The organism is Enterobacter sp. V89_11 (assembly GCF_029967775.1).
GTDB lineage: Bacteria > Pseudomonadota > Gammaproteobacteria > Enterobacterales > Enterobacteriaceae > Enterobacter > Enterobacter ludwigii.
This window is the reverse complement of the sequence record NZ_JASCAN010000002.1, coordinates 38,228-60,193: the sequence shown is the minus strand read 5'-3', so window position 1 is coordinate 60,193 and position 21,966 is coordinate 38,228. Positions and strand designations below refer to the sequence as shown.

At 53.9% G+C, this 21,966-nt stretch carries 20 protein-coding genes and 1 tRNA gene; 4 read left to right on the top strand and 17 right to left on the bottom strand.

From position 1 onward, the window contains the following. Positions 1–76: 76 nt before the first annotated feature. Positions 77–979, bottom strand: a complete 903-nt coding sequence (gene rssA, locus QLG09_RS01825) for a patatin-like phospholipase RssA (RefSeq protein ID WP_032669742.1) — start codon at positions 977–979, stop codon at positions 77–79. A gap of 114 nt (positions 980–1,093) precedes the next feature. Between rssA and QLG09_RS01820 the strand changes: the two genes are divergently transcribed. The 3 genes from QLG09_RS01820 (at position 1,094) to QLG09_RS01810 (ending at position 2,685) form a co-directional block, all read left to right on the top strand. Further along, the gene (locus tag QLG09_RS01820; protein WP_025203926.1) at positions 1,094–1,552 is read left to right on the top strand and encodes a YchJ family protein; all 459 of its coding nucleotides are present in this window, start codon (positions 1,094–1,096) and stop codon (positions 1,550–1,552) included. 48 nt (positions 1,553–1,600) lie between these two features. Beyond that, on the top strand, positions 1,601–2,443 hold the full coding sequence (purU, locus tag QLG09_RS01815; RefSeq protein ID WP_014170456.1) for a formyltetrahydrofolate deformylase: 843 nt from the start codon (positions 1,601–1,603) through the stop codon (positions 2,441–2,443). A gap of 157 nt (positions 2,444–2,600) precedes the next feature. Next, positions 2,601–2,685: transfer RNA gene (locus QLG09_RS01810), tRNA-Tyr, on the top strand. 61 nt (positions 2,686–2,746) lie between these two features. Here the strand turns inward: QLG09_RS01810 and QLG09_RS01805 are convergent. Continuing rightward, positions 2,747–3,190 (bottom strand): Lrp/AsnC family transcriptional regulator, encoded by a 444-nt coding sequence (locus QLG09_RS01805; RefSeq protein ID WP_014170457.1) that lies wholly within the window; start codon positions 3,188–3,190, stop codon positions 2,747–2,749. Positions 3,191–3,297: 107 nt separating this feature from the next. Here QLG09_RS01805 and QLG09_RS01800 point away from each other — a divergent pair, with 107 nt between their 5' ends. Next, positions 3,298–4,194, top strand: a complete 897-nt coding sequence (locus QLG09_RS01800) for a DMT family transporter (protein WP_282488705.1) — start codon at positions 3,298–3,300, stop codon at positions 4,192–4,194. A gap of 17 nt (positions 4,195–4,211) precedes the next feature. On the opposite strand, the gene QLG09_RS01795 is transcribed toward QLG09_RS01800, so the two are convergent. The 15 genes from QLG09_RS01795 to QLG09_RS01725 all read right to left on the bottom strand — a co-directional run bounded on the left by QLG09_RS01795 (position 4,212) and on the right by QLG09_RS01725 (position 21,741). After that, a complete protein-coding gene (locus QLG09_RS01795; RefSeq protein ID WP_348994671.1) occupies positions 4,212–5,402 on the bottom strand; it encodes a glycosyl transferase in 1,191 nt (396 codons plus the stop codon). An 8-nt stretch (positions 5,403–5,410) separates the two neighbouring features. Continuing rightward, entirely contained in the window at positions 5,411–5,971 is a 561-nt protein-coding gene (locus tag QLG09_RS01790) for a hypothetical protein (protein WP_348994669.1), read from the bottom strand. Next, positions 5,968–7,092 (bottom strand): glycosyltransferase, encoded by a 1,125-nt coding sequence (locus QLG09_RS01785; RefSeq protein WP_282488702.1) that lies wholly within the window; start codon positions 7,090–7,092, stop codon positions 5,968–5,970. Before QLG09_RS01785 ends, QLG09_RS01790 begins: the two co-directional genes overlap by 4 nt. Then, positions 7,086–8,060 (bottom strand): NAD(P)-dependent oxidoreductase, encoded by a 975-nt coding sequence (locus tag QLG09_RS01780; RefSeq protein WP_282488701.1) that lies wholly within the window; start codon positions 8,058–8,060, stop codon positions 7,086–7,088. The genes QLG09_RS01785 and QLG09_RS01780 overlap by 7 nt, the downstream gene beginning before the upstream one ends. Then, positions 8,051–9,163, bottom strand: coding sequence for an acyl-CoA desaturase (locus QLG09_RS01775; protein WP_282488700.1), 1,113 nt, complete (start codon positions 9,161–9,163; stop codon positions 8,051–8,053). The genes QLG09_RS01780 and QLG09_RS01775 overlap by 10 nt, the downstream gene beginning before the upstream one ends. After that, positions 9,150–10,277 carry a sterol desaturase family protein gene (locus tag QLG09_RS01770; protein WP_181240565.1) on the bottom strand — a complete coding sequence of 376 codons (1,128 nt, stop codon included), beginning with the start codon at positions 10,275–10,277 and terminating at the stop codon, positions 9,150–9,152. Before QLG09_RS01770 ends, QLG09_RS01775 begins: the two co-directional genes overlap by 14 nt. Further along, a complete protein-coding gene (locus QLG09_RS01765) occupies positions 10,270–10,887 on the bottom strand; it encodes a phosphatase PAP2 family protein (RefSeq protein WP_282488699.1) in 618 nt (205 codons plus the stop codon). The genes QLG09_RS01770 and QLG09_RS01765 overlap by 8 nt, the downstream gene beginning before the upstream one ends. Continuing rightward, positions 10,884–12,158, bottom strand: coding sequence for a F390 synthetase-related protein (locus QLG09_RS01760; protein ID WP_282488722.1), 1,275 nt, complete (start codon positions 12,156–12,158; stop codon positions 10,884–10,886). Before QLG09_RS01760 ends, QLG09_RS01765 begins: the two co-directional genes overlap by 4 nt. An 8-nt stretch (positions 12,159–12,166) precedes the next feature. Further along, positions 12,167–12,973, bottom strand: coding sequence for an MBL fold metallo-hydrolase (locus QLG09_RS01755; protein WP_282488698.1), 807 nt, complete (start codon positions 12,971–12,973; stop codon positions 12,167–12,169). After that, positions 12,951–13,967: an NAD(P)-dependent oxidoreductase gene (locus QLG09_RS01750; RefSeq protein ID WP_044857626.1), complete on the bottom strand. Its 1,017-nt coding sequence runs from the start codon at positions 13,965–13,967 to the stop codon at positions 12,951–12,953. Before QLG09_RS01750 ends, QLG09_RS01755 begins: the two co-directional genes overlap by 23 nt. Further along, positions 13,964–14,971, bottom strand: coding sequence for a 3-oxoacyl-[acyl-carrier-protein] synthase III C-terminal domain-containing protein (locus QLG09_RS01745; protein WP_282488697.1), 1,008 nt, complete (start codon positions 14,969–14,971; stop codon positions 13,964–13,966). Before QLG09_RS01745 ends, QLG09_RS01750 begins: the two co-directional genes overlap by 4 nt. 110 nt (positions 14,972–15,081) lie before the next feature. Then, positions 15,082–15,759, bottom strand: coding sequence for a respiratory nitrate reductase subunit gamma (narI, locus tag QLG09_RS01740; RefSeq protein WP_014170469.1), 678 nt, complete (start codon positions 15,757–15,759; stop codon positions 15,082–15,084). After that, positions 15,759–16,469 carry a nitrate reductase molybdenum cofactor assembly chaperone gene (gene narJ / locus QLG09_RS01735; protein ID WP_040017698.1) on the bottom strand — a complete coding sequence of 237 codons (711 nt, stop codon included), beginning with the start codon at positions 16,467–16,469 and terminating at the stop codon, positions 15,759–15,761. Before narJ ends, narI begins: the two co-directional genes overlap by 1 nt. Beyond that, entirely contained in the window at positions 16,466–18,001 is a 1,536-nt protein-coding gene (gene narH, locus QLG09_RS01730; protein WP_020882363.1) for a nitrate reductase subunit beta, read from the bottom strand. The genes narJ and narH overlap by 4 nt, the downstream gene beginning before the upstream one ends. Continuing rightward, positions 17,998–21,741: a nitrate reductase subunit alpha gene (locus QLG09_RS01725; protein WP_032680833.1), complete on the bottom strand. Its 3,744-nt coding sequence runs from the start codon at positions 21,739–21,741 to the stop codon at positions 17,998–18,000. Before QLG09_RS01725 ends, narH begins: the two co-directional genes overlap by 4 nt. Between the last annotated feature and the right edge of the window lie 225 nt (positions 21,742–21,966).

The following is a 21,966-nucleotide window of genomic DNA, read 5'->3' as shown; positions in this document are numbered from 1 at the left end:
TGACAGTAACTACATAGTGGCATGCTATCGGCACTGTCGCCTGTCAGATTTTGCTGAAGTAGTCAAAAAAAGGTGCTTAACGTGCTGTTCGCACAAAAGGCAGCAACTCATCTATTTTCTTTTCGACGGCTAACGAGCCCGCTGCGATGGCGGCCTCAGCCCGATGGAAATCAAGGGTAGAAATTTGCGGACAATACGGCTGAAGCAGAATATCCGGCGGGTCGCCAGCCATGCGGTTGCGCTTGAGGCGGTTCTCCAGGACCTGGATTGAGGTCGTCATAATTTCAATCGCCGTGGGTGCCGTTACCGCACGCCGGGCGGCCATGCGCCCGAGACGTCCGCGCAGACGCTCATGCCAGGCCAGTTTTTCGCCCTCGGCATCTTCACTCTGAAGATTGACTGGCATCAGGTCTTGTTGCATCAGATGAGCGTCGTGCTGTAAATCCACAGCAATAACGATATCGGCACCCATAGCGCGGGTCAGGGAAATGGGGACCGGGTTAACAACGCCTCCGTCGACAAGCCAGTAACCGTTGTGCGGAACAGGGGCCATTAAGCCCGGCATGCTGCAGGACGCGCGAACGGCAAGATGGATATCCCCTTCGGTAAGCCAGAGTTCGCGGCCGGTACTGAGGTTCGTCGCAACGGCACCGAAGGGTAACTGACAATGACTGAAGTCATCGAGAGGCATAATCTGACGGAACTGGTTAAAGACCCGTTCACCGCGCAGCAACCCACCGCGCTGCCACGAGAGATCCATCAGGCGCAATACGTCCCAGTAACTGAAGGAGCGTACCCAGGTTTCAAGTTCCGGAAGCTTTCCGCACGCGTATGCGGACCCCACAAGCGATCCGATTGAACACCCTGCAACAATATCAACGTCAATGCCCATCTGCTTTAAGGCATTTATCACGCCGATGTGCGACCATCCCCGGGCTGCACCTGAGCCCAGCGCCAGTCCAATTTTAACCTTTCTCATTAGCCCTGTTTTACGTCCCCTGGATTCCTGACATAGCATCAACGCAACTGCTCAGTTAACATGGTGCTACCCGAAGCGTTTAACGCCCTTATTTTTTGTTCCAGGAAGAGAATCGTGTCTCAACTCTGCCCTTGTGGTAGCGCTCTGGAGTATAGCCTATGTTGCCAGCGATATCTGTCTGGCGATCAGGTTGCACCAGACCCGTCACACCTCATGCGTTCACGGTATACTGCTTTTGTGATCAAAGACGCAGACTACCTGATTAAAACCTGGCACCCATCCTGCCACGCTGCCGATTTCAGACAGGATATTGAAGCCGGGTTTGCTAATACCCAATGGCTCGGCCTTACCGTCTATGAATCGTCAACGGGAAGTGATGCTGATGAAGGTTATGTCAGCTTCGTTGCCCGCTTTATCGAACGCAATAAGCCCGGTGCCATTATCGAACGTTCCCGGTTCTTAAAGGAAAGCGGGCAATGGTATTATATTGACGGAACGCGCCCACAGTTTGGTCGTAACGATCCCTGCCCTTGTGGTTCAGGTAAAAAATTTAAAAAGTGTTGCGGGCAGTAATGCCTGACAACCCAGACTTCGCAAATACTCAAACAGGATTTCCCGGCGATGCAATCACTACAACGTAAAGTTCTGCGCACCATCTGTCCCGATCAAAAAGGGCTGATCGCACGAATTACCAACATTTGTTATAAGCATGAACTGAATATCGTGCAGAACAACGAGTTCGTTGACCACCGTACCGGACGCTTCTTTATGCGTACCGAACTCGAAGGGATTTTCAACGACACCACCCTGCTTGCCGATCTCGACAGCGCGCTGCCTGAAGGCTCCGTGCGTGAACTGACACCCGCTGGCCGTCGTCGCGTTGTTATTCTTGTGACGAAAGAAGCCCACTGTCTTGGCGATCTGTTGATGAAAGCAAACTACGGTGGCCTCGATGTTGAAATCGCTGCCGTTATCGGTAACCACGAGACGCTGCGCACGCTGGTTGAACGTTTTGATATTCCGTTTGAGCTGGTCAGCCATGAAGGCCATACCCGTGAAGAACATGACAACCTGATGGCCAATGCTATCGAAGCGCATAACCCGGATTACGTGGTACTGGCGAAATACATGCGTGTGCTGACCCCATCCTTCGTGGCACGTTTCCCGAACAAGATCATCAACATCCATCACTCATTCCTGCCAGCCTTTATCGGTGCACGTCCTTATCACCAGGCGTACGAACGCGGTGTGAAAATCATCGGTGCCACCGCGCACTACGTGAATGACAACCTGGACGAAGGCCCAATCATTATGCAGGACGTGATTCACGTGGATCATACCTATACCGCAGAAGATATGATGCGCGCCGGGCGTGACGTAGAGAAGAACGTACTCAGTCGTGCGCTCTATCAGGTGCTGGCGCAACGTGTGTTCGTTTACGGTAACAGAACGATTATTCTTTAATCGACAAGAAAATGAACTGGTTAGCTTTACAGCTTAACGCGTAAAATTCAGGCAACCAGTTTATTTTTATTGTGGTAACGCTTTACAGGGGCGTCTCATTTGATATGATGCGCCCCGCTTCCAGCAGGAAGCAGGCCAGTAAATAGCATTACCCCGTGGTGGGGTTCCCGAGCGGCCAAAGGGAGCAGACTGTAAATCTGCCGTCATCGACTTCGAAGGTTCGAATCCTTCCCCCACCACCATCATCTCAAAGCCAATCCAGTGATGTATTTCAAACGATGTGTCATGCATAGCAACAGACGATCACATTGGTGGCAACCGGCGCTTCACCGGTGAACTTTTTACGATCGACGTATTACACTGAGCATGTTCCGCCAGACCATCAAGCAACGCATCCAGTTGCTCAATCGACCGCACGACCAGCCTGATAACAAAGCAGTCTTCACCGGTGACTTTATCGCTCTCAATACATTCCGGCATGGCCTGAATGTATTTATCTACCTTTTGCAGTAACCCCGGTAAAGGACGAACCCGCACCAGCGCCTGCAACGTATACCCCAACGCCGTCAGATTGACGCGCGCGCCATACCCTTCAATCACCCCACGCTCTTCCAGCCTTTTCAGACGCTCTGCTGTACTGGGAGATGTCAGTCCAATACGTCCGCTGAGTACCTTTAGCGACATGCGCGCATCCTCAACCAGACAGGCCAGGATTTGGCGATCGATATCATCGAGAAGGTTTTCCATCGTTTTTACCTAATTTAAAAAAGCCATCACTGTATTTCACCTTATATCAGCCATGTTATTCCCGACAGCGGTATTCGACAATATCGTCATTAATCAGGAGGTGAATAATGGGTGATGTACAAAAAGGCGTCTGGCAGATGAGCCTGGCGATGTTAATTTCCGGCTCGATTGGCGCGTTTGTTCTGCTTTCCGGCCTGCCGGTGACGGAAGTGGTTTTCTGGCGATGCCTGATCGGGGCAATGGCCCTTTTTATTTTCATCCGAATAAGTCGAAAACCATTTAGTCCCCTCACCCGGGTCACGCTGTTGCTGGCAATTCTGGGCGGTGTTGCGTTAGTGGTGAACTGGTTGCTGCTGTTCGCGGCTTATGAACGTATTTCAATCGGCCTGTCTACCGTGGTTTATAACACTCAGCCGTTTATGCTGGTGTTGATGGGGATGTTTTTAGGTGAACGCGTGAGCCTGGTGAAATGGGGTTGGCTCGTTCTCGCCTTTGGCGGCGTGGTCATCCTGCTCTCCAGTGAGCTGAATGGCGCACAGGGCGAAGGCTGGCTCGCAGGAATCGGTCTGGCGATGGGGGCCGCTTTCTTCTACGCACTGACAGCCATAATCGCCCGCAGACTGAAATCAGTTGCGCCCCAGCATATCGCCTTTATTCAGGTACTGACCGGCGTGGTCATGCTGTTGCCCTTCGCCCACCAGCCGACATTTTCAGCTGATTTCCCATGGCCGATTTTACTGACGTTAGGTGTCGTCCACACTGGGATCATGTATCAGTTGCTGTATAGCGCGATCCAGAAGCTCCCGACGCCCGTTACCGGTTCTCTGTCTTTTATCTATCCCGTGGTGGCCATAATTGTCGATAACGTGGTGTTCGGACACTCGCTGAATATCACGCAACTGGCTGGTGGTGCATTGATACTGTTTGCGGCGGCAGGTAATAACCTGGGCTGGGGCGAGAAAAAACCCCGCGAGTGCGGGGTTGGGATCAAATCAGCAAATTAGCGTCGGGGGCGAACAGGCTAATCCTTGCGGATTAACGTGAGGAGATGTTCACGAGCCTGTTCAAGTTGCCTGAGTCCGCCGCGCAGCCAGATACCTTTTCTGAAAAACTCGACCCGGGCGGCATGATCGAACTGATCGTAGTCAACCGGGTACACCAGGGCCGGGATCCCTTTTTGAATACAGTGCCACATAATCCCCGCCCCGCCGTGGTGTATCACGACATCGTAACGAGATAACCAGGCATCATAATCAACCCAATGCATACGTAAGAAATTCCCTGCCCGCTCACATTCCGCACTTTCCAGGCTGCCATCCGTGAAATGGAACACCCAGTCTGGCATCGTTTTCGCCAGAGCTGTTGCCGCTTTCGCTACGTCATCTTTATGCCAGTCCAGATGTGTACCCAGCGTAATCAGGACATGCCGCTTTCCTTCAATGAAGGTCGGTTTCTCTCCATCTGCAGGCGGCGTGTACAGCGCAGGTCCAATAAAGGCTACCGATTCAGGCCAGGTCCGCTCAAATTCCATCTCTTTTTCGCCCAGAGCGAGAATGCGCAAGGGTGAATATGCCGTTTCACTGCCGTCAGACCGATAAAGCCGGGTTATGCCCGTCTGACGAATTACACCGCGAAAAAACCAAAAAACAAGACTCTTGAACAACCTGACTTTTTTCCTGTGGATCAGGTGGCTTATCCGTTCCCACGCGGTGATGGCCGGCATCAGCCCACCACAATAAGCGGGTGGGCCGTCCGGCGCTTCAAGAACGCACGGCGACGGCAAGCTACTCCACCAGAGAACCTTCATCCGGGTACAGACAGGCCCCACGACGGGAAGTGTAAAGTCGGCGATGACCAAATCCGGCACGCCTTCCCGATGCCACGCCCTCTCAAGTTCGTCAGCAAAACCCTTAAGCAGGCCCACGACTGAACGAAACTGACGATAAAGCCTCACAGGATGCGTCTTTACGGCATATTTTGGATTGGCGATCGACACTAACGGTGTATCGAAATCGCCGTCAAGAATGAGTCCTTGCAGTCCGGACGCCGCAATCCGCGCGCTGGCACCGCGAGTACTGATAATACGGACCTGATAATGCGCTGAAAGCGCCCTCCCCATTGTCAGCACGGGATGCAAATGTCCGGAAAATGGCGGGGCCAACAAATCAATTCGCGTGACGTTGTCAGGAATCAGATCAAACAAGCGTTGCATATCAGACTCTATTTCCGTATTTGATTTATAAATCGCTGACATAAACAGACCAGCTCCGGCTGCGAGAGATAGTCCATATGACCGCAGGGTATGCGCTCGTCCGCCTGGTGAAACCAAAGGCGAGAAATCCAGTCTTGCTGCCCCTGAACCAAAAGATGATGGCAGTCAGGACGCTGACGAGCCACGGGGCCGTAAGCCAAAATACTCACGCGAGACAGGACTGAGGACGGCAGGTGAAGATTATTAAAGAGTTCCAGTCCACAGCTTCCGGAAAGTAACAGCGTGTGATCCGCCGATTCCAGCAACGCGATCGCAATGTTTCGATAGCGCTCGCCAAACGCTGCCCTGCGAGAAGTGAGGTAGTCCCGCGCATTGCTGCAACTTGCACGCAATAAACCCGTATCACACCATGGCTGGGTTTGAGGTATCCAGGGGAAATTTTCAGTAACAGGCATGGCCCCTTCCGTCAGCAAAGACTGGAGGAACAAACTCTGCACCGGGCTGAGCGCAAGGTTGCCGGGACGGCTTCTTCCCGTGATAAAAGCGATGTTAAGTCGCATGCCGGTCACAATGAGCTGAAGCGGTCATTGCTGAAAACGCGATAGCGACGTGAACGCCAGTGGATATTCCGGTTGAACAAGGCATGAATTAAATGCACAGGCTGCAACAGCTCTGATAACACCGACATCACCGGCCTTGCGGAAATAGTCTCTGACACTAAGCGCTGTATACGGCGCAAGGCAACGTGGCGAACGAGAAGGACCACCGCCAGTAACACGCAATTTATCCCCCCACTGAATGCGAGCACCACCATCGCCCAAAGCAGTAACGGATGTAAACCCTGAAGAAGAAAGATTGCCAGATTCGTACCGGCAGGCTTCTCACGCATCAACAATGTGGCGAACAAAAACCAGCGGTGCATCTGACGAAAATACCGTCTGACGTCAGGTACGCTAGTTTGTACGCTCACAGGCGCGACAGACTGTACGATGCTTACCCCTTGCTGAGTAAGAAGCGTTGCCAGCGCGAGATCATCGGTCAGATGTCGAAGGATGGGCGAAAATCCCCCCACGCTTTCCAGCACACGTAAAGGTAACAGGTAGCACATGCCATTTAGCGTTAACGGTCTGACAAAAGGCAGCAACGGCAGATACGTCAGCGCTGAGTTATCATTTACAAATTGTGCCAGCAGTCGCGACGGTAAGTTGTCGGTAGCCACATACCAGGGTAGCGCGGTGACAAGCGAATGATCATCAAGCGCGGCAAGCATCGTGTTCAGCGATGTCGCCGTCAGTACCGCATCGTCATCTAAAATCAGGACCTTCAGGGTCTTAACCTGCTTTCTTCCTTGCTCAAGCTTATATAACTTTGGATTTATCCCTTCCGGCGCTTCAGGGTATGCGCAGATATGAATAGCGCTCTGAGGGTAACGCGTCTGCAACCGCTGCGTTACCCTTGCGGCCTCCGCATCGTCCACGTCAGTCAGCCAAAGAAACGTTGCGCCAGGCAAATTTTGAAGACTCGCGGCCAACACCGTCTCTAACGCAGGATCACCGCTGAGTATGGGTTGCATGACCGTAATGTCGCTGAAAGAGCGAGAGATGTTATCCCTTGTGGCTGTAAGCATTTTCTGCGTGATACAGACTTTGAAAAGCAGAATGGCCAGCCATGCTATTGCGATAATTAACACAGGCGCTCTTCCTTGAGTTGTTGTAAAAATGTACGCAGGCTGACGTCAAAATCCATTGAAGGTGGACCAAAGTCATCCAGCATACGCGTAACATTCAGGGTGTTAGTGTAGCCAAAGACGGCAACGCCAAAACGGGTAATCGGCGGTTCTCCCGGCAACGGCAGCCAGCGCCACAGCCTTTCAAGTATGCCAGCAAAACACATCGCTGTTCCCAGGCGCACAGTTTTATGCGGTTGAGGCAAACCCAACTGCTGCAAGACGTCACATAACAGCCGATGGATTTCGACAGATTGACTGGCGGAGATGTTATAACACGGGCGGAGATGACTGCGTTTCACGGCACGCATCAGGTAATCCCCTAGCACATCGACGTGCATAATGTCGGCCTGCACTTTTACACCGCGGCTAAGGATAGAGGGCAGCTTTCCTTTTTTAGCCGCAGCCAACAGAGGCGGTAAGAGCAAGCGATCGCCTTCACCAAATACGGCACAAGGGCGAAAAATGGTTTTCTCACCCTGATACGTCTCAACAAGGCACTCTGCCTGACGTTTTGTGCGCCCATATTGGCTGCTAAATTCGGGGCCGATAGCATCACATTCACGCAGTCCTGGCTGGTGCGCAAAACGGTAGTAAACCGCCGCACTTGAAATAAATATGAGTCGTGGGAAGCCACGATGACGGCAAAAATCGATAACATGCCGGGTCGTCTCAACGTTATCCCGGTAATAATCGTGCTCACTACCCCAGGGCGAAGTCCTTCCTGCCGCGTGAATAACCACATCGGGTACGACATCAAGCGTATGAAGCTGGTCTAACCCAAGTGCGTAATACTCAACTGATGCGGGCAACTCGACATGTGCACGGCGCCCGACGCCGCACAGCGAAACGCCGTCAGTATCGGCAAAACGCCGGATAAAAGCCCCGCCAATGAAACCCGATGCTCCGGTGACCATAATCTTCACGACCATTCTCCGTGTCGCTCAGGGCGTTCACCCATGCGCCTGAGAAAACGCTGCTGGAGAGACATTAAATCGGCGAGGGTGAGCCGTCGATAATCTAGCCCTTCTCGCGCGGCGACATCCTCGATGATTCGGCTCAACTGAGGATAATGGCGATGACTCCAGTGCGGGAAAAGATGGTGAGTCAGATGAAGATTGAGGCCACCCAGCCAGTAACCCATGAACGCGGGCCGTGTCGACCAGTCAAAGGTCGTTGCAAAGGTATGGGAAAGCCTGCCTTGAGCCATTTTGCCCCCGTCAGGGGGGAGCTGAGCGCTGCCCTTTGCCCAGTGCGTCCCGATGACGAGCATGACGAATATCAGAGAAGAGATCATCTGACAGAGCATATAGGTCAGCAAAATTGAACCGGCGCTAAATCTGTCGGCCAATAACCACATGGGTAACACGAGGCTGAATGCTGCGTGCAAGGCTTTACCCGTCAAAAAAAACGTCCAGCCGATAATACCCTGCTGCGCCAGATGAGGCGTCACCGGTGTATATCCCCCTCTGTCGAGCCAGTCAACAATCCAGATATACCAGGGGAAGGTTAATGCGGCGACCAACGGCCAGTAGTAGCGCTGCGCCCGCATAAAGGGGCGCCAGCGCTGCCAGGGCGTCTGGCGCATAAGACCATTTTCTGCGGTGTCCGGATCGTAACATTCTATGTTGGTGAATCCATGATGAAATCTGACATGGCGAACGCGCCAGCAATCGGGATCCAGGCCGAGTGGGATAGCGACAATACGGTTTACCCACGCGTTAGCTTTTTTACTTTTCAGAAAGGCATTATGAGACGCATCATGCACGACGTTCACGGTCAGCAACATCGTGAAAACGATGGCGGCAAAATACCATGAAAAATACAGGGTCAGGTCACTCTGATGAAGCGCTAACGCATAACTTCCAATACAGCCACCAGCCAGCATCACTGTTTTAACCAGCATTCGGCCATCTGCATAGCGATGATCGCCCCGTTCTGTTAACAACGCGCGTGTTTCGCTGTGAAGTGCTGCAACCAGCCCGGGGGGATCGGCGGGAAAGGTCAACCGCTTGTCAGGATTAAACTGGTTCACTTATCCCCCTTTTTGATCTGCGCCCAAGACCACAGGTGAGTGCAATACCGTGTGCGGCCAGTGCCGCCATAACTGCAACCCAATAGACGTGATTCCAGCCCCAGTAACCCAAGAAAAGCAGCGGTAAAGAGAGCGTGACCAGACACCACATCATCACTCCCCAGCGCTGACCCTCGCTGATCCCACCCAATGCGACAGAGCCAGCTGCCAGCAATATAAACAACAGGGACTGCGCAGCGCCCACGTTATCTATGCTGTATCCGTAGCGCTGGATGTAGCCCAGAACGAGCGCAAACAACAGAATAGCCCCGACACCTGTCATTAATATCGAACAGTCAAACTGGCGATGTCGGAGGCGAACCGTTTTCAAAATACCTGCCATTTGCAAAAAAGGAAGATTACTTTCCTGCATCGGGTTTAACGATGGCTTCCTGCCTTTTACCCCATAGGTCGACTTCTCCTGCGAGGGCATCTCGCAGAACGTACCGAATAATTTATCCCAGAAAATAAAGGTGCCACCGTAGTTGGTGTCGGCATAGCGCTTATTATTAAGGTGATGAACGCGATGATGTGTCGGGGTAACAAATACCTTTTCCAGCCATCCCAGCGTTGGCGTTAATGCGTTATGGTTAAAAAACTGAATGCTGTAATGCACGATGGAAACCGCCAGAAAGACACTCAGCGGTACGCCAGCCAGCGCTAACACCAAAAAGAAAGGGATTGACGTTAATGACGAGTACCAGGAATTTCGCACCCCCAGCGACAGGTTATAGTTCTCCCCCTGATGGTGAACAACGTGAACAGCCCACAGTAGCCGAAGCTGGTGATGGAGACGATGAAGCCAGTAGAAACCAACGTCCCATGCTAACAATGTAAAGAGCCATACCCCGACGGCAGACCATCCCTCAAAAAGATTCAGGCTAAAGTGTTCCAGCACAAATCCGTAGCAAAGCACCTCCAGGCACCGGAAAAACCACAGCATAATGTGCCCGGAATTGAGATTGAAAATGATATCGAGCCAGTCAATATTCTGCCGCCGTGTGAACTGAAGAATACAGGCCTCAGCACACACGAAAAACAGCATAAAAAGAACGGGAAACAGGAGTTCACTCACCGGGTATTCCTTTATATTTTTGTCTGCGCACGTCCAGATGCCCTGCCAGCCATACACTGGCCCCTGCCAGCAAAACACCCGCCATTAAATCAATAAACAGATGTCTTCTCAGCTGAAGAATAGAGTAGGCAATAGCACACGCCCAGATGACGCTTGCAACCGTCATCCAGCGTAAACGCCCTGCCGCTATCGCCCAGACGGCGAGTGCCGTCAGCGCAGCGTGCAAAGAGGGAAAGCAATTTTGACGGGAATCGACAGAGACCAGCCATCCCAATACTCTGGAAGAAACACCCTCTCCTGCCAGCGTGGGATACACCATGGTGGTCGGCCATAACAGATATATGATGCCTGCCCCCAGCGCCGAAAATTGCATAGACCGGGCAAGCCACCGCACTCGGTTATACGGCGTTAATAAATATCCCAACGGGACAATCAAGAAAAAGGACAAGTAGAGCCACACCGCATCAGGCGAAAAGGGAATTAACGCGTCAACCCGTAGTGGGGTTAAACGATAACCTTCACCCTGTAACCTGTCGCAAAGTGAATAAACGACCCCGACCGACCCCCACCCCAATAGCATCTGCTTGAGGCGTTGCAGTAATTCACTCATTCTTTTCCCCATTCACGAACTATGCGCCGTCGTTTTGCGTCAAAGTTCGGTGATACGCTTCGGGACTGCAGCGCCCATACCAGCCGGGAAGTGTCTATTCCCTGTAACGTAAACAGCTCATTCAGCGCGTCGCGGCAGTGAGGAAGTATTGCTGCGTCACAATCCGCGGTAAGACACAGTCTCTCTGCTTCTGTTTGTACCAGGCGATAGTCTGCGGTAAGTGGGAGCGTGACGGCCAGCACGCGGCTGCAGGGGTCGGCAAAAATAACCTGCGGTTTGCCCGTGCTATCCGGGAGAAGGAGTTGATCGTCCTGTCGACCCTCAATACGCTCAATCGCGCGCGCCGCACTTCCACACGGGCACCGCGCCTCGCGGGCAACCAGTATGTCATCAAGGCGGTAACGGACGATGGGCTGCGTGCTGCGGGTGAAATCGGTGATAACAGGCGTAAAGCGCTTCTCATCCAGCCAGTGGGGCTCGACGTGAATAAACTCCTCGTTCAGATGTAACGTCCCAAAAGAACAGGTTGAAGCTAAAAAACCCTCTGTTGCCTGATAGATTTCACCCACGCTACCAAATACCTGGTGGATAAGTGCCCTGTCCTGTTCCTCCAGAACTTCGGCGACAGAAATCACCTTTTTGACATTCAGCTGCAGCGTTCCGTCCAGTACCGCCAGCGCCAGCGCACGTAATACCTGTGCGGGGGCAACAATGATCGTCGGGGAAAACCGTTCTACATGGCGCAATTGCGGCTGAAACGGCGCCAGTAAATCGTAAAATTCCAGGCTCAACCAGCGGCTGCTCACACTCTGGTAAAGGTTATTATTTGCCCTCAGAAACAGTGCAACCCGTTCCCGGGCAAAAAGACCGTCCGGTAAGGCCCTTGCAAGAATACCTGCCGCCCAAATTTGCTGCTCCTTCGGACTGACAACAAATAACCCGCGTCTGCCAGAAGTACCTGATGACAGGCCCACGCTAAATCGGCCTATTTTCGGACTGAAGTCCCGGTTTTGTTCACTTTTCAGCGCGCAGGCCATCAGCGCGTCACGCTTAAGACCTTCAGTGTTCATCTCATCGAAATGCGTCAGCATCAGCGCCTTGTCCATCAGCGGCCACTGTCCGAACGGCACCGCTAGAAATCGTTGAAACCATGGGCTTTTCGATAACACGTTCCGCCTGAAGCGATGCAGTTTTTTTTCCTGCCATCTCTCCAGTTTTTCACGTTCGGTAAAACGCCGTCTGCGGGTGCAGAAATAGCGACACATCAACATAATGAGGTTCACAAATCGCCCTCATGACACAGACGAATATCCACTTTACCGTTTTTCCAGAGTTGATTGAGTTGCCGGAGCGTCTGGTAATAAGCAGAGGGATCGGACATCACCAGACTGGCAAGCCGTGAAGGACCGCGCATCTCCCGGTAATTGTCAGGAGACCAGGCCGCATCTGCGGCCAAAAGTGTCCAGCCGTCCTCTGTCAGGACGAATGCCCCGAAGTGTCCGGCCGCATGGCCTGCAAGCGGGATCAAAATAATTTCGCCCTGACTGTCCGGCAAAACATAGCCCCGCTCAAACGGAGCAAGCGCCTCGGGCAGCCTCAGGGTTTCGAAACCTTCAATGAAGCGCAATGACGACTCAAACTCGGAGGTGAAAAGTCCTGGCACAAATGCCTGACGCAGGGCGGCAAATCCTCTCAGCGCTCTCACCTGCTGCCAGCCCTCACCAGAACAAATACAGCTAACATCGGGGAAATCACGCAGCCCTGCGACGTGATCGGCATGGAAGTGCGACAAGATAATCGCATCGATATCGCCCCCGACCAGGCCTTGTGCGTAAAGCTGTTGAGCCAGGGACTGTTTGGGGTCGAAATAGACCGGCGTGACTTGCCGGTAAATGCGAAAAATGCCCGAGCGCGTGTAGTGTTCAAACCAGGAGGAATAGCCGGTATCCCATAGCCATCGGTGTGAACCGACCTCCAGGAGCCAGGCTCGAGAGGGAAATTTGCACACCCTGAGACCAGCGCCTTTTAGAGCCATGCAGCCGATATGGGTGCAATATCCTGTTTCAAACGCGGTAATCTTTGCCATTCGTCCTCAGCCATTCTCCCGTTAACGCGATGCCTTCTTCCATAGAGAAACACGGGGTATAGCCCAACTCCTCTACGGCTTTTTTAGCGCTCAGCGTCATATCGAAACAAACCGTTCCCGCACTGTAACGGGTGACGGGAGGTTCCTTATTGATGCACTTTCCGACTAATTCCATGCCACGCGCGGCCAGTGACACCACCGGCCAGGGAATTGACCGGATCTGATAGCGTAACCCCAGCTGCTGACGCAGCAACGCGTCAAGCATATCAACCAGCCGCTGCGGCTGGTGATTGGTCACGTTATAGATGCTGCCGGAATAAAGAGGCTGGCCCAAGGTTGCACGTTCCATAGCAAAGACCACGTTTTGTACGAAGGTCAAATCCAGAAGCGCTTCTCCTCCCCTGGGCAGACGCAGTACCCCTCCGTCATGATGGAGCTGACGCAGCAGGCGAGGAACGATCACCTTATCATGGGGACCGAAAAGCCCACGCGGGCGCAAAATGATGAACGTAGTCGCGCTGAAGTTTGCCACCGCATCTTCAATGATGCGTTCGGCTGCCCGTTTGCTGCTGGCATAGTGGCTGGAAAATGTGTTCGCCAGGTAGGTTTCCGGAAGATCGTAGTGATGCTGAAAATCGAAGTAGACCGCAGGGGTAGAAATGTGGACAAAACGCGGAATGCCCGCGGTGCCCGCAGCCATCGCCAGTTTTTGTGTTGCAATGACGTTAGCCTGCCAGAAAGCGTCCCGCCCTCCCCAGGGAGAAGATTTCGCTGCGCAGTGCCACACGGCATCGCACCCCTCCATGAGCCTGGCGCATTGGTCCAGAGACGCCTGGGACAAGTCGAGAGGGATAAACGTCGCGCCCACATGCTTTAAATGTGCACCTTCGACCTGATTACGCCCCGTCGCCACTACGCTAAAGCCACGTTCCAGCAAATAGTGGACAGCGTTACGCCCCAGCCCGCTGGTTGCCCCTGTCACCAGGATCTTCATGGCATAAGTACCATGCCAGCCAGCGTCAGGCCTGCTGCAGTACCAATAAGCATCGCGGGTTTTCCCGGCGTGAAACGACCATGGGTTACCGCTTCATGCAGCGCCGTAGGGATGGAGGCGGCCACCTGGTTGCCGTAGTGACGGTAAACATCAATTAAGATGGATTCAGGGACACCCAGCCGCTTACGCATGTGTTCAAGAGAAAGATGGCTGGCCTGATGCGGAATGACGGTACCGATATCCGACAGTTGCAGACCGCATTTTCCCAGCAGCCGCGCGAAGTAGTCATCAATCAGCGAAGAGGCATACCGGAACAGCGCCTTACCCTGCATATGGAACATAAAATCACTGTCGCTCATGCCCGCTCTGGGGTTGCGACGCGTTCCTCCCGCACGGATTTCACAGAGTTCGCTGCCATCCGGGTACATCTCGATTAGGCTTGTTATAATCCCGCTGTTGCCGTCACCACGCTCCACGATCGCACACGCCGCACCATCACCGAAAATCAACGAAGACTCTTCGTGGCTCCAGTCAATGCCGCGCGATGCTAAATCAGCTGAAACAATGGCGATGCGACGATATGCGCCTGTATTCAATAAACCGGCAGCAACTACTAAGGCGGAAATAAAGCTGACACAGCTACTGTTAATATCAAACCCCGCCATACCCGCGGGCATACCCGCCGCCTTGATAATATGAACCGCACTGCAGGGAAGCGCTTGTATGGCAATAGCCGATGCACAAATTAACAGGTCTATGGAAGCAGGTGATATCGTTCCGGCATGTAGCGCGTTATGTAGCGCCTGTGCGGCCAGCCCGGCCTGGCTGGCGGTGTGAGAAGCGTGGTAGCGGGTAAGAATACCGGACCGTTTTTCAACGTAGCCTGGCGGTTTTCCTAACCATGAATCCAGATCGCTGGATGTCAGTCTTTCAGCAGGCAAGGCAATGCCTGTTGAGATAATTTTTATTGCGGCCGAAATTTCCGGCTCTGTTGATTGGCCCACACCAGTGCTCCCTTCACTAGCTAATCCAACCGCTAATAATATAGGAGCCCCTTCTTTACACAATCTGAAATTAACGGGAGCGTCCTGCTCCCGTGTCAGTTTTCAGTGAATTAGCGACGGGCGCGAACAATCTGATATTTGCGCGTCAGATACTCCACCGGTGCGCTCCAGATATGCACCAGACGAGAGAACGGGAACAGCACAAACAGCGTCATCCCGAGCACCAGGTGCACGCGGAAGATAAACGCCACACCGTCAAGGTGCTCAGACGCACCACCGTGGAAAGTCACCACAGACTGCGCCCAGCCGACCAGCTTCATCATTTCGCTGCCATCCATATGCTGAGCCGAGAACGGAATGGTCAGCAGACCCAGCGCACACTGCACCATCAGCAGGGACAAAATCAGAATGTCCGCGCCGGTGGTGGTCGCGCGAACGCGCGGGCTGAACAGACGGCGTTTAAGCAGCAGTAAACCGCCCACCAGCGTCATCACGCCGCAGGCACCGCCGGCAATCATCGCCATTTTCTGCTTCACCTCAATCGGCAGGAATGACTCATACATCCAGTGCGGCGTCAGCATTCCGAGGAAGTGACCCGCAAAAATCCCCAGGATCCCGATGTGGAACAGGTTAGAAGCCAGGTTCATCCCTTTGCGATCGAGCATCTGGCTGGAGGCAGCACGCCAGGTGTACTGGCCGTAGTCATAACGCAGCCAGCTTCCCACCAGGAACACGGTGCCCGCGATATACGGGTAAATGTCAAAGAAGAACATATTCAGGAAGTGCATTATTGCTGTCCTCCGTTAGAGATATTCAAATATTGCGGGGCAACGGCTCCGGCAAAACGACGTTGGTGAGCAGAGATTTCAGACTCACCGCAGTTCTGGTCAGCCATGAATTTCACCTGCTCTTCCTCCCAGACCGCATCCAGCGCCTGTGGCGTATCATCGCGGGCTTCATCGGCGATCTTCTCCGCAACTTTTTCACTGTCGACCGATGCGTTGGCGAGTTTCACCAGCAGGTCGAACAGTACCGCGTAACGGCTCTCGCGCTGCTGAAGTCGTGCGCCGAGCAACGCCAGGATCGGCGCGATGTCCTGCAGCCCCCCCAGCGCCTCCTCTTTAGGCAACTGCGCCAGATACTCAAGGTAGAGCGGCAGGTGGTCCGGCAGCTCGCGGCTGTCGAGCTGCAGGCCGTGTTGCTCGTACTGTCCCATCAGGTCAACCATCGCCTGACCGCGGTCACGTGATTCACCGTGAACATGTTCGAACAGCAGCAGCGACGTCGCGCGTCCGCGGTCAAACAGCTGGCTGTAATCCGCCTGCGCATCCAGTAAATCGCGCGCTAACAGGTCCCGGAGGAAAACGGCCAGTGTCTGGGCATCCTCTTTCTCAAGATTTTCAGATGACGCGAGTGCATCAAAGAGCTCCTGCTGATGCTGCGCAAGCGCAGCATCCGGGTACTCGAGCAGACGCGAAACAATGACAAGTTCAATCATTGGTGCGGCTCCGTTTTGCTCGTCACATCCAGGGCATCAATGCGGCGGCTGTTGAAGAGATTGAATTTCGTGTCTGAACCGTGGCAACCGTCGCCAAAAGTAAAGCCACAGCCATTTTTCTCCGGGAAGGCTTCGCGAGCCAGTTCACGGTGGCTGCTCGGCACCACGAAACGGTCTTCGTAATTGGCAATCGCCAGGTAACGGTACATCTCCTGCGCCTGGGCTTCGGTCAGACCTACCGCTTCCAGTGCACGGGTATCGTTAACACCGTCAACGGTTTCAGCGCGTTTGAAGTGGCGCATCGCCAGCATACGTTTCAGCGCCAGCAGGACCGGCTGGGTATCCCCTGCGGTTAACAGGTTTGCCAGATACTGAACCGGAATACGCAGGCTTTCCACGTCTGGCAGAATGCCGTTGCTGCCGAGTTCACCTGCATCCGCAGCAGACTGGATCGGAGACAGCGGCGGCACGTACCAGACCATCGGCAGCGTGCGGTATTCCGGATGCAGCGGCAGCGCCAGCTTCCAGTCCATCGCCATTTTGTACACCGGAGACTGCTGCGCCGCGTCAATCACGCTCTGCGGAATGCCGTCTTTCAGCGCCTGCTCAATCACTTTCGGATCGTTAGGATCGAGGAAGACGTCCAGCTGACGCTGATAGAGATCTTTCTCGTTCTCGGTGCTGGCTGCATTTTCAATCGCGTCCGCGTCGTACAGCAGCACGCCGAGGTAACGAATACGGCCCACGCAGCTCTCAGAGCAGACGGTTGGCATACCGGCTTCAATACGCGGATAGCAGAAGATGCACTTCTCAGACTTGCCGCTCTTCCAGTTGAAGTAGATTTTTTTGTACGGGCAACCGGTAATACACATACGCCAGCCGCGACACTTGTCCTGGTCGATCAGCACAATGCCATCTTCTTCACGCTTATAGATGGCTCCGCTCGGACAGGTCGCCACGCACGCCGGGTTAAGGCAGTGCTCGCACAGACGCGGCAGATACATCATGAAGGTGTTTTCGAACTGGCCGTACATCGCCTTCTGCATGTTCTCGAAGTTCTGGTCTTTGGCGCGTTTTTCGAACTCGCCGCCCAGAATCTCTTCCCAGTTTGGACCGCTGGTGATCTTATCCATACGCTGTCCGGTAATGAGCGAGCGTGGACGTGCGATCGGCTGATGTTTGCTTTCCGGCGCGTTGTGCAGGTTCTGGTAGTCGTAATCAAACGGCTCGTAGTAATCATCGATGCCCGGCAGATGCGGGTTGGCGAAGATTTTACCGAGAAGCATCGCACGGTTACCCATGCGCGGCTGCAGTTTACCGTTGATTTTACGGATCCAGCCGCCCTTCCATTTCTCCTGGTTTTCCCAGTCGGTTGGGAAGCCTGTGCCGGGTTTACTTTCCACGTTATTGAACCACGCGTACTCCATCCCTTCGCGGCTGGTCCAGACGTTTTTACAGGTGACTGAGCAGGTATGACAGCCGATGCATTTATCCAGATTCAGCACCATGCCGACTTGTGAACGAATTTTCATTTTACGCTCTCCTGTACCTGGTCATTACCTTCGCCGTCTAACCAGTTAATATTCTTCATCTTACGTACCACCACGAACTCATCGCGGTTAGATCCTACCGTGCCGTAGTAGTTAAAGCCGTAGGCCAGCTGCGCATAGCCGCCGATCATGTGCGTCGGTTTTGGCGTAATACGGGTCACGGAGTTGTGAATGCCGCCGCGCTGCTCGGTGATTTCAGAACCCGGCAGGTTAACGATACGTTCCTGCGCGTGGTACATCATGGTCATCCCGGCCGGGACACGCTGGCTGACAACCGCACGCGCCGTCAGCGCACCGTTGCTGTTGAACACTTCGATCCAGTCATTATCTTCAATGCCCAGATCTTTGGCGTCCGTCTCGCTCATCCACACAATTGGGCCACCGCGGGACAACGTCAGCATCAGCAGGTTGTCGCTGTAGGTGGAGTGAATGCCCCACTTCTGGTGTGGCGTCAGGAAGTTCAGCGCCTTCTCCGGGTTACCGTTCGATTTCGTACCCATTACCGCTTTCACGGAGCGGGTATCGATTGGCGGACGATAAACCAGCAGGCTCTCACCGAAGTCGCGCATCCACTGGTGATCCTGATACAGGGACTGACGACCGGACAGGGTACGCCATGGGATCAGTTCGTGAACGTTGGTGTAGCCAGCGTTGTAGGAGACGTGTTCATCTTCCAGGCCAGACCAGGTCGGGCTGGAGATAATTTTGCGCGGCTGAGCCTGAATATCGCGGAAGCGGATCTTCTCTTCCTCTTTATTCGTCGCGAGATGGGTATGATCGCGACCGGTAAACTCACTCAGTGCCGCCCATGCTTTCACCGCCACGTGACCGTTGGTTTCCGGTGCCAGAGTCAGGATCATTTCTGCAGCATCAATGGCCGTGTTCAGCATTGGCTGGCCTTTGGCCGGGCCGTCCGCTTTGGTGTAATTGAGCTTACGCAGCAGGTCCATTTCGCTCTGGGTATTCCACGCAATCCCTTTACCCCCGTTACCGATTTTTTCCATCAGCGGGCCGATAGAGGTAAAGCGTTCGTACGTTGCCGGGTAGTCACGTTCAACGGGAATAATGTGCGGCGCTGTCACGCCCGGGATCAGGTCACACTCGCCTTTTTTCCAGTCCTTCACGTCCAGCGGCTGCGCCAGTTCGGCTGCAGAGTCGTGCTGAATCGGCAGGGTCACCACATCGGTCTCTTTGCCCAGATGTCCTACACACACTTCGGAGAATTTCTTCGCGATATCTTTGTAGATATCCCAGTCGCTTTTGGATTCCCACGCCGGGTCAACGGCTGCAGACAGCGGATGAATAAACGGATGCATATCCGAGGTATTCATGTCGTCTTTTTCATACCAGGTAGCGGTTGGCAGCACGATATCGGAATACAGGCAGGTACTGGACAGACGGAAGTCCAGCGTCACAACCAGATCCAGCTTGCCGTCCAGACCGTTGTCTTTCCACTCCACTTCTTCTGGTTTCACGCCGCCCTGCTTGCCCAGATCTTTCCCCTGAATACCGTTTTCAGTACCCAGCAGATATTTCAGCATGTACTCGTGGCCTTTACCGGAGGAGCCCAGCAGGTTAGAGCGCCAGATAAACAGGTTACGCGGATGGTTTTTGCCGTTTTCAGGCTGCTCGGCCGCAAAGCGAATGGTGCCTTCTTTCAGTGCCTTGACGGTGTAATCCGCCGGGGTCATGCCCGCTTTCTTCGCCTCGTCGGCAATGCGCAGCGGGTTAGTTCCTAACTGAGGTGCTGACGGCAGCCAGCCCATGCGTTCTGCGCGGACGTTGAAGTCGATCAGGTGGCCGCTGTAGCGGGATTTATCCGCCATTGGCGACAGCAGTTCCTGGGCCGTTACCGTCTCATAGCGCCACTGGCTGGAGTGGTTGTAGAAGTAAGACGTACTGTTCATATGACGCGCCGGACGCTGCCAGTCGAGGGCAAACGCCAGTGGCTGCCAGCCCGTCTGCGGACGCAGTTTTTCCTGGCCGACATAGTGCGCCCAGCCGCCGCCGCTTTGCCCCACACAACCGCAGAAGATCAGCATGTTGATCAGGCCACGATAGTTCATATCAAGGTGATACCAGTGGTTCAGACCGGCACCAACAATGATCATTGAACGGCCATGCGTCTTGTCAGCATTTTCAGCGAATTCACGGGCGATACGGGTGATGTGTGCACGCGGCACGCCGGTGATCTGCTCTGCCCAGGCCGGGGTATACGCTTTGATGTCGTCGTAGCTGGTTGCGCAGTTTTCATCATTCAGGCCGCGCTCCAGGCCGTAGTTGGCCAGCGTCAGGTCATACACGGTGGTCACCAGCGCCGTCGACCCATCCGCCAGCTGCAGACGTTTGACCGGCAGCTTATGCATCAGGATGTTCTGCAGCTCAACTTTGTTGAAATGCTCGGACCCTTCGCCGCCGAAGTACGGGAAGCCCACATCAGCAATTTCGTCCTGGCTACCCAACATGCTCAGACGCAGTTCAGTCTCTTCACCGGTGGTACCGTTACGCTGCTCGAGATTCCACTTGCCCTTCTCGCCCCAGCGGAAACCGATAGAGCCGTTGGGTGCCACCAGCTCGCCGTTATTGTTATAGGCGACCGTTTTCCACTCAGGATTGTTTTCCTGACCCAGCGCATCCACCAGATCGGCGGCACGCAGCGTGCGGCCCGCTGCATAGTAGCCATCACGCTCTTCCAGCATGACCAGCATCGGCATGTCGGTATAGCGACGGACATAGTCAGTAAAGTACTGGCTGGGTTTATCGAGGTGGAACTCACGCAGCATCACGTGGCCCATCGCCAGCGCCATCGCGGAGTCGGTACCCTGTTTAGGGGCCAGCCACAGGTCGCACAGCTTGGCAATTTCCGCATAGTCCGGGGTTACCGCAACGGTTTTGGTGCCTTTGTAACGCACTTCCGTGAAGAAGTGGGCATCCGGCGTACGGGTCTGTGGAACGTTAGAGCCCCAGGCAATAATGTAGCTGGAGTTGTACCAGTCAGCGGATTCCGGCACGTCGGTCTGCTCGCCCCAGGTCTGCGGAGAGGCTGGCGGCAGGTCGCAGTACCAGTCGTAGAAGCTCAGACAGGTTCCGCCGATAAGCGACAGATAGCGAGCACCTGAGGCGTAAGAGACCATCGACATCGCCGGGATAGGCGAGAAGCCTGCAACGCGATCCGGTCCGTAGGTTTTGACGGTATAAACGTTAGAGGCAGCAATCAGTTCGTTGACCTCTTTCCAGGAAGAACGAACAAAACCACCGCGCCCACGCGCCTGCTTAAAGCTTTTTGCTTTGTCGGCATCTTCGATAATGGATGCCCAGGCATCAACCGGATCGCTGTGCAGCACTTTCGCTTCACGCCACATTTTCATCAGGCGTTTGCGCATCAGAGGGTATTTCAGACGGTTGGCGCTGTACAGATACCAGGAGTAGCTTGCACCACGCGGGCAGCCACGAGGTTCGTGGTTTGGCATATCCGGACGGGTACGTGGATAGTCGGTCTGCTGCATTTCCCATGTCACCAGGCCGTTTTTAACGAAAATCTTCCAGCTACATGAGCCAGTGCAGTTCACGCCGTGGGTCGAACGGACGACTTTGTCATGCTGCCAGCGCTGACGGTAACCGTCTTCCCAGTCCCGGTTGGTCTCCAGAACCTGGCCGTGCCCATCGGCAAAAGTTTCACCCTTCTGTTTGAAGTAGCGAAACCGGTCCAAAAATTTGCTCATCGGGTATCTCCTGTGTGGAGCCTGTGGCTCTCTAAATCGACATTGCTGATTTGCAGCGAAGGTAACGCTCTGATAGATGGCGAGAATTGATAACGATCAAGGCGGAGAGGGAGTTTCAGGTGGGGTATTAGATCGGATACCACCAAAGCGGTAGTTTTTTAATTTTTATAAGCCATTAATTTATAATGATATTTATAATTTATCGTACAAAAAGCAGGGCTAAAT

What these genes read in the sequence shown, in the direction of transcription:
- rssA (WP_032669742.1), bottom strand. Translation starts at nt 979, where the DNA reads ATGAGAAAGGTTAAAATTGGACTGGCGCTGGGCTCAGGTGCAGCCCGG.
- purU (WP_014170456.1), top strand. Translation starts at nt 1,601, where the DNA reads ATGCAATCACTACAACGTAAAGTTCTGCGCACCATCTGTCCCGATCAA.
- QLG09_RS01805 (WP_014170457.1), bottom strand. Translation starts at nt 3,190, where the DNA reads ATGGAAAACCTTCTCGATGATATCGATCGCCAAATCCTGGCCTGTCTG.
- QLG09_RS01800 (WP_282488705.1), top strand. Translation starts at nt 3,298, where the DNA reads ATGGGTGATGTACAAAAAGGCGTCTGGCAGATGAGCCTGGCGATGTTA.
- QLG09_RS01795 (WP_348994671.1), bottom strand. Translation starts at nt 5,402, where the DNA reads ATGCAACGCTTGTTTGATCTGATTCCTGACAACGTCACGCGAATTGAT.
- QLG09_RS01780 (WP_282488701.1), bottom strand. Translation starts at nt 8,060, where the DNA reads ATGGTCGTGAAGATTATGGTCACCGGAGCATCGGGTTTCATTGGCGGG.
- QLG09_RS01765 (WP_282488699.1), bottom strand. Translation starts at nt 10,887, where the DNA reads ATGAGTGAATTACTGCAACGCCTCAAGCAGATGCTATTGGGGTGGGGG.
- QLG09_RS01760 (WP_282488722.1), bottom strand. Translation starts at nt 12,158, where the DNA reads ATGTTGATGTGTCGCTATTTCTGCACCCGCAGACGGCGTTTTACCGAA.
- QLG09_RS01755 (WP_282488698.1), bottom strand. Translation starts at nt 12,973, where the DNA reads ATGGCAAAGATTACCGCGTTTGAAACAGGATATTGCACCCATATCGGC.
- QLG09_RS01750 (WP_044857626.1), bottom strand. Translation starts at nt 13,967, where the DNA reads ATGAAGATCCTGGTGACAGGGGCAACCAGCGGGCTGGGGCGTAACGCT.
- narI (WP_014170469.1), bottom strand. Translation starts at nt 15,759, where the DNA reads ATGCACTTCCTGAATATGTTCTTCTTTGACATTTACCCGTATATCGCG.
- narJ (WP_040017698.1), bottom strand. Translation starts at nt 16,469, where the DNA reads ATGATTGAACTTGTCATTGTTTCGCGTCTGCTCGAGTACCCGGATGCT.
- narH (WP_020882363.1), bottom strand. Translation starts at nt 18,001, where the DNA reads ATGAAAATTCGTTCACAAGTCGGCATGGTGCTGAATCTGGATAAATGC.
- QLG09_RS01725 (WP_032680833.1), bottom strand. Translation starts at nt 21,741, where the DNA reads ATGAGCAAATTTTTGGACCGGTTTCGCTACTTCAAACAGAAGGGTGAA.